The sequence below is a fragment of the Caulobacter sp. FWC2 genome (assembly GCF_002742625.1).
Lineage (GTDB): Bacteria > Pseudomonadota > Alphaproteobacteria > Caulobacterales > Caulobacteraceae > Caulobacter.
Map to the genome: position 1 here is coordinate 5048912 of NZ_PEBF01000001.1, position 16874 is coordinate 5065785.

A 16874-nucleotide genomic window follows, 5' to 3' on the forward strand; every position below is an offset into this window, starting at 1 on the left:
CTCCCAGATTTCTTCGTTAAGAGCGCGGACGCTAGCGCGGGACGCCGGGCCAAGGAAGCAGAATGTCAAACAACCGTTTTAGTCTCGCCTTGCACGGCGGCGCGGGCGCCAAGCCCGGCCACGACTACGCCGTCGAGATCGCCCACATGCGCGGCCTCGTCGAGGCGGCCCGCGACCGCCTGGCCGCCGGAGCGAACGCCCTGGACGTGGCCGTCGAGACCGTCGTCGCCTTGGAGGCCAGCGGCCTCTACATCGCCGGCAAGGGCGCCTCGCCCAATGCCGACGGCGAATACGAGCTGGACGCCAGCCTGATGTGCGGCCCCACCTTGCGGGCCGGTTCGGTCGCGGCGCTGCAAGGCTTCAAGAGCCCGATCCTGGCCGCCCGCGCGGTGATGGAGAAGACCCCGAACGTGATGCTGGCGGGCCAGGGGGCGATCGACTTCGCCCGCGACCAGGGGCTGGAGACGGTCGAGGATCCGGACGCCTGGTTCACCCGCGCCGGGGCCTTCGAGGACAACCATCCGCCCGACACTCTCCCGACCGGCACGGTAGGCTGCGTGGTCCGCGACGCCGAGGGCGGCCTCGCGGCCGCGACCTCGACGGCGGGCGTATTCGGCAAGCGGCCCGGCCGGGTGGGCGACTCGCCGATCATCGGGGCCGGCGCCTGGGCCGACGGCTTCGCGGCCGTCTCCTGCACCGGCCAGGGCGAGTATTTCATCCGCACCGCCGTCGCCGCACAGGTCGCCCACCGGCTGCGGTTTGGCGGCGAGAGCCTGGAACGCGCGGCCCGGGCGGCCATCCAGGGCGTGGCGGACCTGGGCGGCCATGGCGGGCTGGTCTCCGTGGATCGGGACGGCCATGTCGCCATGCCGTTCGCGTCCAGCGGCCTGAAGCGGGCGGCGCTGCTGTTGGACGGAACGATCGTCAGCGAAGCGTTCTGACGCCGCAGATAGTTGGTGAAATCGTCTTGAACCGCCTCTAGGGGTTGGCCGTTGCCGTCCGACGTCCAACCATAACCCGGGGTCTTCATGCACAGCCGCGCCGGCCTTCGCGCTCTTCCCGAGGACCTGATCGACCTGGAGGCGCTGATCGGCGCCTATTTCGCGATCAAGCCCGACGTCGCCAACCCCGCACAGAAGGTGGTGTTCGGCACCTCGGGTCACCGAGGCTCCAGCCTGGACGGCGGCTTCAACGAGAACCACATCCTGGCCGTCACCCAGGCCGTGGTCGAGCACCGCGCGGCCCAAGGCCTCACCGGTCCGATCTTCGTCGGTCGCGACACACACGGCCTATCGGAACCAGCTTTCCGCTCAGTGCTGGAAGTCCTGGCAGGCAATGGCGTCACCGCGCTGATCGACAGCCGCGGGGGCTACACCCCGACCCCGGCCGTATCGCACGCCATCCTGACGCATAATCGCCTGAACACGGCGCAGGCCGACGGCCTTTTGCTGACCCCCTCGCACAACCCGCCCCGCGACGGCGGCATCAAGTATAATCCTCCGTCCGGAGGTCCGGCCGACAGCGGCGCGACCTCGGCGATCGCCGCGCGCGCCAACGAATTGCTGGCCGAGGGCCTGGCGGGGGTGGAGCGGATAGGCTTCGAAGAGGCTCACAAGGCCGCCGGTCGCTACGACTTCCTGGGCCGCTATGTCAACGACCTGCCCAGCATTGTCGACATTGAGTCCATCCGCGCGGCCGGGGTGCGGATCGGCGCCGATCCCCTGGGCGGCGCGGCCGTGGCCTACTGGGGCGAGATCGCCGAGCGCCACGGGCTGAACCTGACGGTGGTCAACGCGGCGGTGGATCCGCGCTGGGCGTTCATGCCGCTCGACACCGACGGCAAGATCCGCATGGACTGCTCGTCGCCCTCGGCCATGGCCAATCTGATCGAGATCATGAAGGGCGGCGCGGCCTATGACGTGGCGACCGGCAATGACGCCGACGCCGATCGCCACGGCATCGTCACGCCCGACGGCGGGTTGATGAACCCCAACCACTATCTGGCGGCGGCGATCTCGTACCTGTTCACCCACCGCCCCGGCTGGGGCGCGGACGTCGCGGTCGGCAAGACCCTGGTCTCGTCATCGATGATCGACCGCGTGGTTTCGGGGCTTGGCCGTCGCCTGCTGGAAGTGCCGGTCGGCTTCAAATATTTCGTGCCCGGCCTGCTGGACGGCTCGGTCGGCTTCGGCGGCGAGGAGTCGGCCGGCGCGGCCTTCCTGCGCCACGACGGCAGTGTCTGGACCACCGACAAGGACGGCCTGCAGCTGGCCCTGTTGGCCGCCGAGATCCAGGCCCGGACCGGCCAGAGCGCCAGCCAGCTCTATGCCGACCTGACCCAGAAATACGACGCCCCGTCCTATGCGCGCGTCGACGCCCCCGCGACCCGCGAGGAAAAGGCCCGCCTCGCCAAGCTCAGCCCCAGCGACGTTTCCGCCAAGACCCTGGCGGGCGAGCCGATCACCGACATCCTGACCAACGCCCCCGGCAATGGCGAGGCGATCGGCGGCCTGAAGGTGACGACCACGAACGCCTGGTTCGCCGCCCGACCGTCAGGCACCGAGGACGTCTACAAGATCTATGCGGAGTCGTTCCTGGGTCCCGATCACCTGAAGCAGGTCCAGGCCGAGGCGCGCGAGGTGGTGGCCGGGGCGCTGAAGGGCTGACGCAAAGCTAGCCCTCTGGCGTGACAGCGTTTATACGCCCCGCATGTTTGAAGGCCTCTCCCCCCTCGCCCGCGAAGCCCGCTCCTGGCCGTTCGAGCAGGCGCGCGCCACCATCGCCCGCGTCCTGCGCGTGCGTCTTCCAGACCGCGCCGACCAGGAGGCCGCCAAGGCCCTGATTGACGCCGGCAAGGCCGACGAGGCGGTGAAAGCCTATCCCGCCCTCTCCAGGGCCGTGATTTTCGAGACCGGCTATGGTCCGTCGGGCCTGCCGCATCTGGGCACGTTCGGCGAAGTGGCGCGCACGACCATGGTGCGCCAGGCCTTCCGCGCGCTGGTCGACGACCACATCCCCACCCGCCTGATCGCCTTCAGCGACGACATGGACGGCCTGCGCAAGGTTCCCGACAACATCGAGAACAAGCAGCCGCTGATCGAGGACCTGGGCAAGCCGCTGACTGTCGTCCGCGACCCGTTCGGCACCCACGACAGCTTCGGCGCCCACAATAACGCCCGCCTGCGCGCGTTCCTGGACGGCTTTGGCTTCGAGTACGAGTTCGTCTCCTCAACCGAGTGCTACAAGGGCGGCCTGTTCGACGCGACGCTGCTCACGGCCCTGGAGCGCTTCGACGCCATCCAGAAGGTCATGCTGCCGACCCTGGGCGAGGAACGCCGCGCGACCTATTCGCCGTTCCTCCCGGTCAGCCCGACCACCGGCAAGGTGCTTCAGGTCCCGACCCTGGAGCGCAATGTCGAGAAGGGCACGATCACCTTCGAGGACGAGGACGGCTCCAAGGTCGAGGTCCCGGTTACCGGCGGCCACGTGAAGATGCAGTGGAAGCCCGACTGGGCCATGCGCTGGACCGCCCTGGGCGTCGACTACGAGATGTCGGGCAAGGACCTGATCGACTCGGTCAAGGCCTCGGGCGCGATCTGCAAGGCCCTGGGCGGGGTTCCGCCGGAAGGCTTCAACTACGAACTCTTCCTGGACGAGAATAACCAGAAGATCTCCAAGTCCAAGGGCAATGGCCTGTCGATGGAGGACTGGCTGCGCTACGGCGCGCCGGAGAGCCTGTCGTACTACATGTTCCAGAGCCCCAAGTCGGCCAAGAAGCTCTATTTCGACGTCATCCCCAAGGCGACGGACGAATATCTGCAGCAGCTGGACGCCTACGGGCGCCAGGAGCCAGCCAAGCAGCTCGACAACCCCGTCTGGCACATCCACTCGGGCAAGCCGCCCGAGCAGGGCTCGCCAGTGTCGTTCAGCCTGATGCTGAACCTGGTCTCGGCCGCCGACGCCTCGACCAAGGAGATCCTCTGGGGCTTCCTGTCGCGCTACATCCCGGGGGCCTCGCCGGAAACCCAGCCGCTGCTGGACCGCCTGGCCGGCTACGCGATCAACTACTACGAGGACTTCGTCAAACCCACGAAGACCTTCCGCGCCCCCACCGACCAGGAGCGCGCCGCGATGCTGGACCTGTTGGCCAAGCTGAAGGCCATGCCGGCCGACGCGCCCGACGCCGAGCTGATCCAGAACGAGGTGTTCGAGGTCGGCAAGACTCACGGCTTCGACCCGCTGCGCGCCTGGTTCCAGGCCCTGTACGAAGTGCTGCTGGGCCAGAGCCAAGGTCCCCGCTTCGGCTCGTTCGCTGCGATCTTCGGCATCGACCGGACGGTGGCGCTGATCGAGGAAAAGTTGGGCTAGCCCGTTCCCGCATCGCGCGGATTCAACAGCGTCGCTTGCTCGCGACGCGTGAATCCGCGCGACGTGCGACACCATGTCCTTGAAAATGAACGAAGTCTGAAAACGCGGTTAAGGGTCCGCCCACCTTTCTGAGTCTAGGTTGGACCATCAGAACCAAGATCAGTCATCAAGGTTTAGGACCATGGCTTCGTTCACTCTCCGCCCCACCGACCGTCAGGAATTCGATTCCCTTCTGGGCGGAATCGTCCAGCAATTCCCCGACGCCCATGTCGAGGCCGCGCACAATGACACCTGGGCGTCGTACCGCCTCGACGTGTCCTGCGAGGATCCCTCGGCCGGTCCGCTGATCGCCTGGCTGCTCGACAGCCACGCAAGCTGCCCGCGAACCTAAGATCTTTCGGGTCGGCCTACTGGCTGACCCAGACGATCCGCGCGACCCAGGCGACCTCGTCCCGCGCCAGCAGGCGAGGTTCGCCCGAGTGGCTCAAGGCCACCAGCTCCAGGGTCCGGGCCGTCACCCGCCCCAGCTCCCGCACCAGCACCTCACCGGCGTTCGTCCGCGCCACCACGCGGTCGCCCTTGCGCGGCTCCTGGCTGGGTGAGACCAGCAGGCAGTCGCCGTCGCGATAGACCGGCGCGAGATCACTGCCCGCCACCTCCAGCGCGAACAGGCCCTCGCCCAGATCCGGCGCGGCGACCTCGTCCCAGCCGGCGCCCACCGGCATCCCCGCCTCATCGAAGAACCCGTCCTGACCGGCCTGGGCCAAGCCGATCAAAGGTGCGCCCCGGACCTGCCCTCCATCGGCCGACGTTCGCACCGGCGACCGCTCGGTCAGGGCGGCGAATTCCGAGAAATTGACCCCCGTCGCCTCCAGCAGCTTGGCCAGGCTCTCGGTCGAGGGCCAGCGCGCGCGGCCGTCGGTCTCGGCCGAGCCGCGCTTGGAGCGGTTGAAGCTGGTGGGATCCAGGCCCGCCATACGGGCCATGGCAGAGGGCGTCATGTCGAAACGCTCGGCCAGGGCGTCAATGGCCCGCCAGATTTCGCCGTGAGAGAGGGTCGCCACTGACGCCTCCTTGAGCGCTGTCTTGCCAAGGAAAATACGCCCCGCCGCCTAGGAAAGTAAACCTATCGCCGCTCGCTCAGTTGACGTTTACGTAAGCGTTGACGTTCGCCCGAGATCGGGTTTAGGGTGATCAACGATAACAAAGCGGCCCGGCCGCAGTAGCCAGGCCCTCTTCATTGGGAGGTTTCCATCCATGGCCGACCTGCGACGCCCCGAGCGGACTTTCACGATCCGCCAGCTGTGCAACGAATTCAAAGCCACGCCGCGCGCCCTGCGCTTCTACGAAGACAAGGGCCTGCTGAATCCGGCCCGCGAGGGCCTGAACCGCGTCTATTCCCACAAGGACCGCGTCCGCCTGCAGCTGATCCTGCGCGGCAAGCGCGTGGGCCTGTCGCTGACCGAGATCCGCGAACTGCTGGATCTCTATGACGAGAACGACGAGGGCGCGGCGCAGATGGCCCGCTCGCTGAAGAAGTTCCGTGAGCGCGCCAATGCGCTGGAACAGCAGCGCGACGACATCGACAACGCCCTGATCGAGCTGCGCGAGGCCTGCAATCGCCTCGAAAAGCGCCTCACCGAGATCCGCCCCGACCTGCTGCCCCGCGCGGCCGATTACGAGCAGGTGCTGCGCGCCCGTCTCGACGGTCACGGCGAAGCGATGTTGGGCAAGTAAGACACCCTTCTGCGGAGCCGCCTCCGCGCAAGACGCGCGACACACGGCGGCCGCACACTCGTTTTTCCTCCCGATCCTAGCCAGGACCGTTTCATGACCTACCAGCCGCCCGTTCGCGACCACGCCTTCATCCTGCGTGACGTGCTCAACATCGACCAGCACGGCGACCTGCCCGGCTTTTCCGATGCGCCGTTCGAGACCGTGGAGCAGATCCTCGACGCCGCCGCCCAGTTCACCGGCGAGGTCCTAGCCCCGCTGAACACGGTCGGCGACAAGACCGGCTGCAAGCTGGACCCGGCCACCAACGTCGTCACCACCCCGCCGGGGTTCAAGGACGCCTACAAGCAGCTGTGCGAAGGCGGCTGGACCGGCCTGGGCTCGGACCCGGCCTATGGCGGCCAAGGCCTGCCGCATGTCGTCAACCTGGCCTTCAGCGAGATGTCGAGCTCGGCCAACATGGCCTTCTCGATGTATCCGGGCCTGGCCCACGGCGCCTATTCGGCCATCCACACCGGCGGCAGCGACGAACAGAAGCAGACCTATCTGCCGAAGATGGTGAGCGGCGAATGGACCGGCACCATGAACCTGACGGAGCCGCACTGCGGCACGGACCTCGGCTTGCTGCGCACCAAGGCGGTTCCGCAGGCGAACGGCAGCTACAAGATCACCGGCCAGAAGATCTGGATCTCGGCCGGCGAGCACGACATGGCCGATAACATCGTCCACCTCGTCCTGGCCCGCATCGAGGGCGCTCCGGCTGGCGTGAAGGGCATCAGCCTCTTCATCGTGCCGAAGTTCTTCCCCAAGGAAGACGGCTCGGTCGGCGAGCGTAACCAGGGCGTCAAGTGCGTCGGCCTGGAAGAGAAGATGGGCATCCACGGCAACGCCACCTGCGTCATGCAGTATGACGACGCCGAGGGCTATCTGATCGGCGAGGAGAACTCGGGCCTCAAGATCATGTTCGTCATGATGAACGAGGCGCGTCTGGGTGTTGGCATGCAGGGCGTGGCCCAGGGCGAGGCCGCCTATCAGGCCGCTGCCGCCTTCGCCAAGGACCGCCTGCAAGGCCGCTCTCTGACCGGCCCGAAGAACGCCGACGGCCCGGCCGACCCGATCATCGTCCACCCGGACGTCCGCCGCATGCTGCTGGAGAGCAAGGCCCTGATCGAAGGCGGTCGCGCCTTCCTGTTCTGGACCGCCCTGCACGGCGACCTGTCGCACGTCCACCCCGACGCCGCCGTCCGCGAAAAGTCCTCGGACTACATGGGCCTCATGACCCCGGTGCTGAAGGGCTACCTGACCGACAAGGGCTTCGAGGTCTGCTCGAACGCGGTGCAGGTGCACGGCGGCAGCGGCTTCACCGAGCATTTCCCGGTCAGCCAGTTCATGCGCGATTGCCGCATCGCCCTAATCTACGAAGGCACCAACGGCGTGCAGGCCCTGGACCTGGTCGGCCGCAAGCTGGCCGCCAAGGGCGGTCGCGCGGTCATGACCTTCTTCCAGGAGATCGACCAGTTCATCGGCGAAAACGACGCCGACGAGAGCCTGAAGCCCTTCATCGAGGCCCTAGCGGGCGTGAAGGCCCAACTGCAGGACGGCACCATGTGGCTGATGCAGAACGGCCTGCAGAACCCCGACAACGCGGGTGCAGCCTCGACCGACTACATGCACCTCTTCGGCCTGACGGGCCTGGCGTACATGTGGGCGCTGATGGCCAAGGCGGCCAACGCCAAGATTGCGGCCGGCTCGTCGGACCCGTTCTTCACGACCAAGCTGGTCACCGGTCGCTATTTCATCGAGCGCATCTTGCCTGACGCCGGGGCACACCTGGCCAAGCTTAAGACGGGTTCGGCGACCCTGATGGCGCTGCCCGCGGAGGCCTTCTGATCATGAGCGTGCTCAACATCGAAAAACCCGCCTTCATGGCCGAAGAGGACATCGCGATCTTCGAGGACGCGGTGGGCAAGTTCTTCGATGAGCACGCGCCTGAATCGACCGTGGCGCAGTGGCGCAAGAACCACTGCGTCGACCGCGACATGTGGACCAAGGCTGGGGAGGCCGGCTTGCTCGGCCTCTCCACGCCCGAAGAATACGGCGGCGCCGGCGGCGACTACCGCCACGAAGTCGTGCTGATGGAGCAGTTGGGCCTGAAGGGCGTCGATGGCTTCGGCATCAGCCTGCACAATGCGATCATCATGCCCTACGTCGTCCATTACGGGACCGACGAGCAGAAGCGTCGTTGGCTGCCGAGGCTGGTGACGGGCGAACTGGTCGGCGCGATCGCCATGACCGAGCCCGGCGCCGGGTCCGACCTTCAGGGGGTGAAGACCACCGCCAAGAAGGTCGGCAACCACTACGTCATCAACGGCTCCAAGACCTTCATCACCAATGGCCAGACGGCGAACTTCATCATCGTCGTGGCCAAGACCGACCCCGCCGGCGGCGCCCGCGGCACCAGCCTGCTGATTGTCGAGACCGATGAAGTCGAAGGCTTCGAGCGCGGCCGCAATCTCGACAAGCTGGGTCAGGAAGCTCAGGACACCTCGGAGCTGTTCTTCAACGACGTGAAGATCCCGACCGAGAATCTGCTGGGGACCGACGAGGGCCAGGGCTTCTTCCAGCTGATGGGCCAGCTGCCGCAGGAGCGGCTGAACATCGCCGTGCAGGGCATGGCGACCATCGAGCGGGCGCTCGAACTGACCATCGCCTACGTCAAGGACCGCAAGGCCTTCGGCAAGGCGATCATCGACTTCCAGAACACCCAGTTTGTCCTGGCCGAGTGCAAGACCGAGGCGACCGTCGCCCGCGTCTTCACCAACCACTGCATCGAGCTGCACCTGGCCGGCAAGCTGGACGCCGCCACCGCCTCGATGGCCAAGTACTGGGTCTCAGACCTGGAGAACAAGATCGTCGACCGCTGCCTGCAGCTGTTCGGCGGCTATGGCTTCATGAACGAGTACCCGATCGCGCGCATGTACAAGGACAGCCGCATCCAGCGCATCTACGGCGGCACGAACGAGATCATGAAACTCCTGATCGCGAGGACGCTGTGATCGTACCGCTCATCCTGCTGCTGGCCGGCCCAGCCGCGGCTCAACCCGTTCCGGACGCCCGCGCGGCCGTGGTCTGCGTGCGCGCCGCGCCCGGTCCGCGCCCGCTGACCTTCTCCGGCGAACTGGTTGGCAAGCGCCCGCAACCCGGCGCGTTCAAGCTGCCGCTGACGCCGCCCGGCAAGGACGTCTGCAACACGCTGCTGCGCTCCAAGATCGCCACGTGGAAGCTGGAGGTCACGACCTCGGGCTTCACCGCCTGCTCGCTGCCACCGCCCGACTTCGGACAGCGTACGTATTACCGCGCCAAGGCCGCCGCCAGCGGCCTGAAGTGCGAGCCCATCGGCAAGTACCCGATCGGCAACTGGAAACCATAAGGCCGGCCCCCAAGGACCGCGCTTTCAACGACACGAACACCACTTCTCGGGAAGGAGCCATTCCATGGCTGACGCTTACATCTTCGACGCCGTGCGCACCCCGCGCGGCAAGGGCAAGAAGGACGGGTCTCTGCACGAGATCACCGCCCTGTCGCTGGCCACCCAGGTCCTGGAAGCCCTCCGCGACCGCAACAACCTCGACACCAAGTACGTGGACGACGTCGTCCTGGGCTGCGTCGCCCCCGTCGGCGAGCAGGGTTCGGACATCGCCCGCACCGCCGTCCTGACCGCCGACTACGCCGAAAGCGTCGCCGGCGTGCAGATCAACCGCTTCTGCGCCTCGGGCCTGGAAGCCGTGAACATGGCCGCGGCCAAGGTCGCCTCGGGCGAAGCCAGCCTCGCCATCGGCGGCGGCGTCGAGAGCATGAGCCGCGTGCCCATGGGCAGCGACGGCGGCGCCTGGCCGACCGACCCGTCGTCGGCCTTCAAGACCTATTTCGCCCCGCAAGGCGTCTCGGCCGACCTGATCGCCTCGCTGTACGGCTTCTCGCGCGATGACGTCGACGCCTATGCCGTCGAGAGCCAGAAGCGCGCCGCCGCCTCGTGGGCCGACGGTCGCTTCAAGAAGTCCGTCATCGGCGTGAAGGACCAGCTTGGGATCACCATCCTGGACCACGACGAGACCGTGCGCGGCTCGACCACCATGCAGACCCTGGCCTCGCTGAACCCGTCGTTCACGGGCATGGGCGAGATGGCGTTCGACGCCGTCGTCACCCAGCGCTATCCGCAGGTCGAGAAGATCAACCACGTCCACCACGCCGGCAACAGCTCGGGCATCGTCGACGGCGCCGCCGGCGTCCTGATCGGCACCAAGGAAATGGGCGAGGCTCTTGGCCTGAAGGCGCGCGGCCGCATCAAGGGCGCGGCCTCGATCGGCTCGGAGCCCTCGATCATGCTGACCGGCCCCTCGCTGGTCACCGAGAAGCTGCTCAAGAAGCTGAAGATGGAGGTCTCCGACATCGACCTCTATGAGCTGAACGAAGCCTTCGCCGCCGTCGTCCTGCGCATGATGCAGGCGCTGGACATCCCGCACGACAAGATGAACGTGAACGGCGGCGCCATCGCCATGGGCCACCCGCTGGGCGCCACCGGCGCGATGATCCTGGGCACCATGCTCGACGAGCTGGAACGCTCGGACAAGGAAACCGCCCTGATCACCCTGTGCGTCGGCGCCGGCATGGGCACCGCCACCGTCATCGAACGCGTCTAAGACTCAAGGACCTGACACCTATGGAAAACTTCAAGATCGAGGTCGATTCCGACGGCGTGGCCCTGGTCACCTTCGACGTGCCCGGCCGCTCGATGAACACCCTGACCGCTTCGGTCATCAAGGAGATCGGCGACGTCGTCGACCGCATCAAGAGCGACGAGGCCATCAAGGGCGCCGTCATCACCTCGGGCAAGACGACCGGCTTCTGCGCCGGCGCCGACCTCGGCGAACTGGGCGGCAGCGGCGGCCTGGGCGGCGGCAAGCCGGGCGAAGAGGGCCTGAAGGCCGCCTTCGAAGCCGGCTTCGCGCTGAACAAGGCGTTCCGCGCCCTGGAGACCTGCGGCAAGCCGGTGGCCGCGGCCATCAACGGCCTGGCCATGGGCGGCGGTCTCGAGATAACCCTGGCCTGCCACTACCGCGTGGTCGCCGACAATCCGAAGATCCAGCTGGCCCTACCGGAAGCCAAGGTCGGCCTGCTGCCGGGCGCCGGCGGCACCCAGCGTCTGCCGCGCCTGATGGGCGTGATGGCTGCAGCGCCCTACCTGCTGGAAGGCAAGTCGATGAAGCCGGCCGAGGCCCTGGCCAACAAGGTCGTGCACGAAGTCGTCCCGGCCGATCAGGTGGTCGAGGCCGCCAAGACCTGGGTCAAGACCAAGGGCGACCCCGTCGCTCTGTGGGACAAGAAGGAGTTCAAGCTCCCGGGCGGCGGTCCCTACACCCCGACCGGCAGCCAGGTCTTCGTCATGGGCAACGCCATGCTGCGCAAGCAGACCTACGGCAACTACCCGGCCCAGCTGAACATCATGAAGGCGGTCTATGAAGGCACCCAGGTGCCGTTCGACGCCGCCCTGCGGATCGAGACCCGCTACTTCCTGAAGACCATGATGACGCCCCAGGCCAAGGGCATGATCCGCACCCTGTTCCTCTCCCTGCAGGAGCTGGGCAAGGGTTCGGGCCGTCCGGCCAATGTCCCGCACTATGACGTCAAGAAGGTCGCCGTCCTGGGCGCCGGCATGATGGGCGCGGGCATCGCCTATGTCCAAGCCATGGCCGGCATCGAGAGCGTGCTGATCGACCAGACGCAGGAAGCCGCCGACAAGGGCAAGTCCTACGCCGAGGGTCTGGTCAAGAAGGCCGTCTCGCGCGGCAAGATGACCGCCGAGAAGGGCGAGGCCATTCTGGCCCTGATCACCCCGACCACCGACTACAGCCTGGTCAAGGGCTCGGACCTGGTCGTGGAAGCCGTGTTCGAGAACCGCGACGTGAAGGCCGAAGTGACCAAGAAGGCCGAGGCCGAACTGGCCGAGACCGCCATCTTCGGCTCCAACACCTCGACCCTGCCGATCACCGGCCTGTCGAAGGCCAGCGTCCGCCCGGCCTCGTTCATCGGCATCCACTTCTTCTCGCCGGTCGACAAGATGGGTCTGGTCGAGATCATCATGGGCGAGCAGACCAGCCAGGAAGCCCTGGCCAAGTCGATCGACTACGTCCTGAAGATCAAGAAGACCCCGATCGTCGTCAATGACAGCCGCGGCTTCTACACCAGCCGCTGCTTCGGCACCTTCGTGCAGGAAGGCCTGGAAATGCTGGCCGACGGCATCGCGCCGGCCATCATCGACAATGTCGGCCGCGCCACGGGCATGCCGCGTGGTCCGCTGGAGATGAACGACGACGTCGCGCTGGACCTCGGCTACAAGGTCACCCAGCAGACCAAGAAAGACCTCGGCGACAAGTTCGAGGACCGTCCGTTCGCCCCGATCATCGAGAAGATGGTGGTCGAACTGCAGCGCTTCGGCCGCAAGAACGGCAAGGGCTTCTACGACTATCCGGAGAACGGCCCGAAGGTCCTGTGGAAGGGCCTTTCCGACCTCGCCCCGGTGAAGATCGCCGACGCCGACCAGGCGCTGATCCACGAGATCCGCACCCGCCTGCTCTACCGCCAGGCCGTCGAAGCCGCCCGTTGCTTCGAGGAAGGCGTCATCGTCGACCCGCGCGAGGCCGATGTCGGCGCCATCCTGGGCTGGGGCTTCGCGCCCTGGACCGGCGGCCCGATCAGCCTGATCGACGGCGTCGGCGCCAAGGCCTTCGTCGAGACCTGCGACGCCCTCGCCCAGAAGTACGGCAAGCGCTTCGCGCCGCCGGCCCTGCTGCGCGAGATGGCCGAAAAGGGCGAGACCTTCTACGGCCGCTTCGGCGTCAAGGCGCAGGCGGCGGCGTAAGCTTCCAATCGCATCGCTGAAACAAGGAAAGGCCCGGTGGAAACATCGGGCCTTTTTCTCGTCCCGTAGGGCCACGCTCGCGCCGCATCGCGCCCATACCCATATCCAGCGCCGCAGCGCCTGGAGACATCATGAGTACGGCGATCGCCATCGGAACCTGGCGGCGCCCCTCACGGCGGGATCTGCGGCGCAACCTCACAGCCTTGGGCCTCGTTCTGGCCGCCCACGTCCTGGTGCTGCTGGCCCTGGTCTCCGGCGCGCGCTGGCTGCCGCAACTGGTCGAACCGCAAGTCATCGAGGCGCAGCTGCTCGACGCGCCGTCCCGCCCCGCCGATACGCCCGCCCCTGCCCCGGTTACGCCGGAGCAGATCCATCGAAGCCCTGTCCCGCCCGCGCTGCCCTCGCCGACGATCACTCCGGCCCCGCCCACGGCGGCCAAGCCCTCGGGCCCGCCAGCGATCGTCGCCCCGCCTGGCTTTACGGCCCGCAAGCTGGTCGAGCAGAGCGACCAGACCCGCGACAGCCTGCGCGAAAGCCTGGGTTGCCGGCACGAGAAGACCGTCGCCCTGAACCGCGACCAGAAGGCCGCCTGCGCCGAGGCCGACGGCCAGCGCTCGCGCACCGCCCCGATATACGCCGCCATCGACCCGGACAAGAAAGCCGCCTTCGACGGCGACTGCGCCAAGGACGACGACTGGTGCCTCTATCGCGTCGGCAAGGGGCCGTATCCGGGGATCTTCGCCCTGGGCAAGAAGAAGAAGCGCAAGGGCTGGGACGACTGAAGGCCCGCTAGAGCGTTTTCCGACGAAGTGGGTATCGGTTCGTCGTCAGAAAACGCGTTAAACAAAGGGCTAGAGCATTTCGCCGATCCAGTTGGATCGAAAATGCTCTAGGACTTGCTGACGTCCATGCCCAGGGTCGGGCCGATGCCATCGGGATGGTCGCCGAAATAGTGGCTCCCGCCTCGCTTTTTCGCCAGCGCTTCCAGACGGCCCCGCAAGCCGTCGTCCAGCTGCAAGGTCGGCCCGTCGGCCGGATCCTCGCCCTCATCCAACGGAATCGCCGCCGCGATCACCTGCCTGAGCCGCTCGCCAAACCGCGCATCGTCGGCGCTGCCCTCTTCGGGCGGGGCGTCGAGAAAGCCCATGACTTCCTCGAGGGCGGTATCGTCGTCGACGCGATCGGACATGCGGAACTCCTTCGAGACACGAACGGAGCCGTCGTGGCGAGAGTTCCGGATTTCAGAGGGGAAAGAAGAAAAGTGGTGCCGCCTAGGTGACTCGAACACCTGACCTACGCATTACGAATGCGTCGCTCTACCGGCTGAGCTAAGGCGGCCCACGGACGCTTGGGGGGAAACCCGAAGCGAAGGAGGGCCTACTTAGCGGGACGCGAGCCACTTGCCAAGCGCCGTCTTGCACCAGAATTGCGACGGGGCGCTGGGCCGCCTTCCGGAGGGTCGGAAATCGGCGGCGCGTCGAACACGCCGGGGTCGTCCGGGATGGGCATCAGGGCGCCGCCGGTCTCGGCTGCGCGGATGAACGGCGTCGACGCCGCGTAGTCCGGATAGGCCGAGGGCAGCTCGGGCAGGTCGTTCATCGTCCGCTCGCGACGCTCGTGTCGCGGATGGATCAGCTGGCCGGTCTCGCCGTAGCTGCCAACCAGACGGGCCCAATCCTCGCGGCGATAGGCGAAGGCGCGGCCTTCGGGGTCGAGGTCGGACCAGTCAGGCTCCTGGGGGGCCTCGATACCCCGGGCGATCCAGGCGCGGGCCTCGTCGGCCTCGCTGTTGGCGGCGGCGACGCGAGCCATCAGGCCGGCGAAGCGGGCCGTGGGCGCCTCCGCGTCTAGCAGGCGGGCAGCGGCGCGGGCGGCGACGGGATCGCCGCCGATCAGGGCGCTCTCGACCCGCAGGATGCGGCTCTCGCGAGACTCGGGCTTCATGGCGGCGAGAGAGGCCAAGCGCTGGGCGCGGGCCTTGGGGGTCTCGTTGGTCTTCAGGTCGCGATAGGCCAGCCACAAGGCCGGGTGCGGCTCGGCCTTCCAGGCGGTCTCGATCAGCTGGCCAGCCTTGGCGACCTTGCCGTCGTCGGCCAGAAGGCGGGCGGCCATCACTACTCCGGGGGCGAAGTCGGGCTTCAGCTTCACCGACTGGATCGCGAAGTCGAGCGCCTGTCCGCGGACCTTGGGCTCGACGCTATTTTCCAGGCTGGCGGCCGAAGCGGCCAGAAGCGCGGCGCGGCTACGGTCGGCGACGACCGGCGAGACGATCTTGCGCTCCAGGGCGCCCTGGACGAGGTCCAGCGCCGAGGACCAGTCGCCGAACTCCAGCCGGGCCTCCAGCAGGGCGCGCCAGGCCCAGCGAGCTGTGCGGGCCAGGCCGTAGGCAGTCTCGGCGTGACGGATGGCGGTCGGGCGGTCGCCCTCGGCCTGCGCCGCCTGCATCAGCCCACGCAGGCCGGCCAGACGCATCTCGGGGAAGCCGAGCATCGCGTTGTAGGCGCTCTTGGCAGCGCCCATGTCGCCGGCCGCCTCGGCCGCCTGGGCGGCCAGCACGCGCACCAGAGCCGGAGCGTCCTCGGAGAGTTCAGCGGACTTCTGGGCCAGGCGGCGGGCCTCGGAACCGTCGCCGGCGGCGACCGCGAGGAAGCCGCGCGACAGGGCCTCGATCGCCGACTTGCGTTTGGCCTCGGCGCGGGCCCGGGCGGCGCGGCGCGGGGCCTCGACGATCCAGATGACGCCCCGCCAGAGCAGGGTGAACAGCAGAGCGGACAACAGGGTCAGCAGGGCCGCCGCCGCTGCAGTCATCTCGATGCGCCAGCCCATCCAGTCCAAAGCCGCGCGGCCGGGCTCGCCGGTCAGGGCCAGGACCGTGACCGCGACGGCGGCGACAAGGAAAAGGGCGAAGGCGACGCGGGTCATGGCTGCCCCTGGGCGCCGGTCCGCGCGACGCGAGACAGGTCGGTCAAAGCGTCGGCGCGGATGGCCGCCACGTGGCGGTCGATCTCGATGCGGCGGTTGGCGGCGTTGATCCACGGCGCCAGCACCACGCGGGCGGCGTCGGGCAGCGGGTCCAGAGCCTCAACCGCGCCCTCGACATCGCCGTCGTCCAGCAGGATCTGGGCGCGGGCCAGCATGGCGTCCGGCGTCGAGCCGGTGGTCGAACCGACGTGGCGGATCGAGACGATGCTGGAGAGGGCGTAGCGGATCCGCGAGAATAGGTCGGCGTCCGGGCCAGGATTGCGCGAGGCGCTGGCGGCGCGGCCAGCGAGCGCGCCGAACTGCACGGCCAGGCCGGCGCGAGTCGGGGCGCCCTTGGTCGCCAGTTCGCTCAGCGCGCGAAGGTCGGGCGAAGGCGGCAGCACGCGCTGCAGACCGGCCAGTTCCTGGCCGAACGGGCGCGAGGTCTCGGTGGCTTCCGCGAGCGCGGAGACCGCCAGGGCGGCGGTCGCGGCGTCGGTCACGCTTTTCTGGCTGGATTCCAAAGCAGCGATTCGGCCGTCCAGGCGCTCGAAATCGGCGGCCGGCGGCGCCACGGCGCTGGTCCCGGCGTCGACCGGCAGGGCCGAGCCCGTGGCGACGCGGTCGGCGACGGCGTGCGGGCTGGGTTCGGCGGAGACCGCGCCATCGGCCGGAGCGGGCCTGGCCTTGAACAGAGTCGGGCCGTAGTGCGCGACGCCCGCGCCCAGGGCGACGCACAGCACGCAGAGGATCAGCCAGATCCACACGCCGGGGCCCATGACGCGGCGACGGGCGTACAGCGCCGGATCGCTGGGGGCGACGATTTCAGCAGGATCGGGAGCGGCGTTCATGAGGTCCATTCGTGCCCCAGGCGGCGACGCTTCGCAACGTC

At 67.8% G+C, this 16874-nt stretch carries 15 protein-coding genes and 1 tRNA gene; 11 read left to right on the forward strand and 5 right to left on the reverse strand.

The window, feature by feature from the left end; all coding sequences use genetic code 11:
• Positions 1-62 precede the first annotated feature (62 nt).
• The 4 genes from CSW62_RS23800 (at position 63) to CSW62_RS23815 (ending at position 4759) form a co-directional block, all read left to right on the forward strand.
• A complete protein-coding gene (locus tag CSW62_RS23800) occupies positions 63-941 on the forward strand; it encodes an isoaspartyl peptidase/L-asparaginase family protein (RefSeq protein ID WP_099581944.1) in 879 nt (292 codons plus the stop codon).
• An 87-nt stretch (positions 942-1028) separates the two neighbouring features.
• Positions 1029-2666 carry a phosphoglucomutase (alpha-D-glucose-1,6-bisphosphate-dependent) gene (gene pgm, locus CSW62_RS23805; RefSeq protein ID WP_099581945.1) on the forward strand — a complete coding sequence of 546 codons (1638 nt, stop codon included), beginning with the start codon at positions 1029-1031 and terminating at the stop codon, positions 2664-2666.
• A gap of 43 nt (positions 2667-2709) precedes the next feature.
• Entirely contained in the window at positions 2710-4368 is a 1659-nt protein-coding gene (locus CSW62_RS23810) for a lysine--tRNA ligase (protein ID WP_099581946.1), read from the forward strand.
• 181 nt (positions 4369-4549) lie between these two features.
• Positions 4550-4759 (forward strand): hypothetical protein, encoded by a 210-nt coding sequence (locus CSW62_RS23815; RefSeq protein ID WP_099581947.1) that lies wholly within the window; start codon positions 4550-4552, stop codon positions 4757-4759.
• Positions 4760-4775: 16 nt separating this feature from the next.
• Here the strand turns inward: CSW62_RS23815 and CSW62_RS23820 are convergent, their stop codons facing one another.
• Positions 4776-5432, reverse strand: coding sequence for a helix-turn-helix transcriptional regulator (locus tag CSW62_RS23820; protein WP_099581948.1), 657 nt, complete (start codon positions 5430-5432; stop codon positions 4776-4778).
• 193 nt (positions 5433-5625) lie between these two features.
• Here CSW62_RS23820 and CSW62_RS23825 point away from each other — a divergent pair, with 193 nt between their 5' ends.
• From CSW62_RS23825 to CSW62_RS23855, 7 genes are all read left to right on the forward strand, one after another.
• The gene (locus CSW62_RS23825; RefSeq protein ID WP_099581949.1) at positions 5626-6105 is read left to right on the forward strand and encodes a MerR family DNA-binding transcriptional regulator; all 480 of its coding nucleotides are present in this window, start codon (positions 5626-5628) and stop codon (positions 6103-6105) included.
• A gap of 93 nt (positions 6106-6198) precedes the next feature.
• On the forward strand, positions 6199-7992 hold the full coding sequence (locus tag CSW62_RS23830) for an acyl-CoA dehydrogenase C-terminal domain-containing protein (RefSeq protein WP_099581950.1): 1794 nt from the start codon (positions 6199-6201) through the stop codon (positions 7990-7992).
• A 2-nt stretch (positions 7993-7994) separates the two neighbouring features.
• A complete protein-coding gene (locus CSW62_RS23835; RefSeq protein ID WP_099581951.1) occupies positions 7995-9158 on the forward strand; it encodes an acyl-CoA dehydrogenase family protein in 1164 nt (387 codons plus the stop codon).
• Entirely contained in the window at positions 9155-9532 is a 378-nt protein-coding gene (locus CSW62_RS23840; protein WP_099581952.1) for a hypothetical protein, read from the forward strand. The genes CSW62_RS23835 and CSW62_RS23840 overlap by 4 nt, the downstream gene beginning before the upstream one ends.
• A 64-nt stretch (positions 9533-9596) precedes the next feature.
• Entirely contained in the window at positions 9597-10802 is a 1206-nt protein-coding gene (locus tag CSW62_RS23845; protein WP_099581953.1) for an acetyl-CoA C-acetyltransferase, read from the forward strand.
• Positions 10803-10822: 20 nt separating this feature from the next.
• Entirely contained in the window at positions 10823-13021 is a 2199-nt protein-coding gene (locus tag CSW62_RS23850) for a 3-hydroxyacyl-CoA dehydrogenase NAD-binding domain-containing protein (protein WP_099581954.1), read from the forward strand.
• A 131-nt stretch (positions 13022-13152) separates the two neighbouring features.
• Positions 13153-13803: a hypothetical protein gene (locus CSW62_RS23855; protein WP_099581955.1), complete on the forward strand. Its 651-nt coding sequence runs from the start codon at positions 13153-13155 to the stop codon at positions 13801-13803.
• Positions 13804-13910: 107 nt separating this feature from the next.
• On the opposite strand, the gene CSW62_RS23860 is transcribed toward CSW62_RS23855, so the two are convergent.
• The 4 genes from CSW62_RS23860 to CSW62_RS23875 all read right to left on the reverse strand — a co-directional run bounded on the left by CSW62_RS23860 (position 13911) and on the right by CSW62_RS23875 (position 16833).
• On the reverse strand, positions 13911-14210 hold the full coding sequence (locus CSW62_RS23860) for a hypothetical protein (RefSeq protein WP_099581956.1): 300 nt from the start codon (positions 14208-14210) through the stop codon (positions 13911-13913).
• Between the two features lie 73 nt (positions 14211-14283).
• Positions 14284-14359: transfer RNA gene (locus CSW62_RS23865), tRNA-Thr, on the reverse strand.
• Positions 14360-14398: 39 nt separating this feature from the next.
• Positions 14399-15943: a heme biosynthesis protein HemY gene (locus tag CSW62_RS23870; RefSeq protein ID WP_099581957.1), complete on the reverse strand. Its 1545-nt coding sequence runs from the start codon at positions 15941-15943 to the stop codon at positions 14399-14401.
• Positions 15940-16833 carry a COG4223 family protein gene (locus tag CSW62_RS23875; protein WP_099582444.1) on the reverse strand — a complete coding sequence of 298 codons (894 nt, stop codon included), beginning with the start codon at positions 16831-16833 and terminating at the stop codon, positions 15940-15942. The genes CSW62_RS23870 and CSW62_RS23875 overlap by 4 nt, the downstream gene beginning before the upstream one ends.
• Positions 16834-16874: the final 41 nt, after the last annotated feature.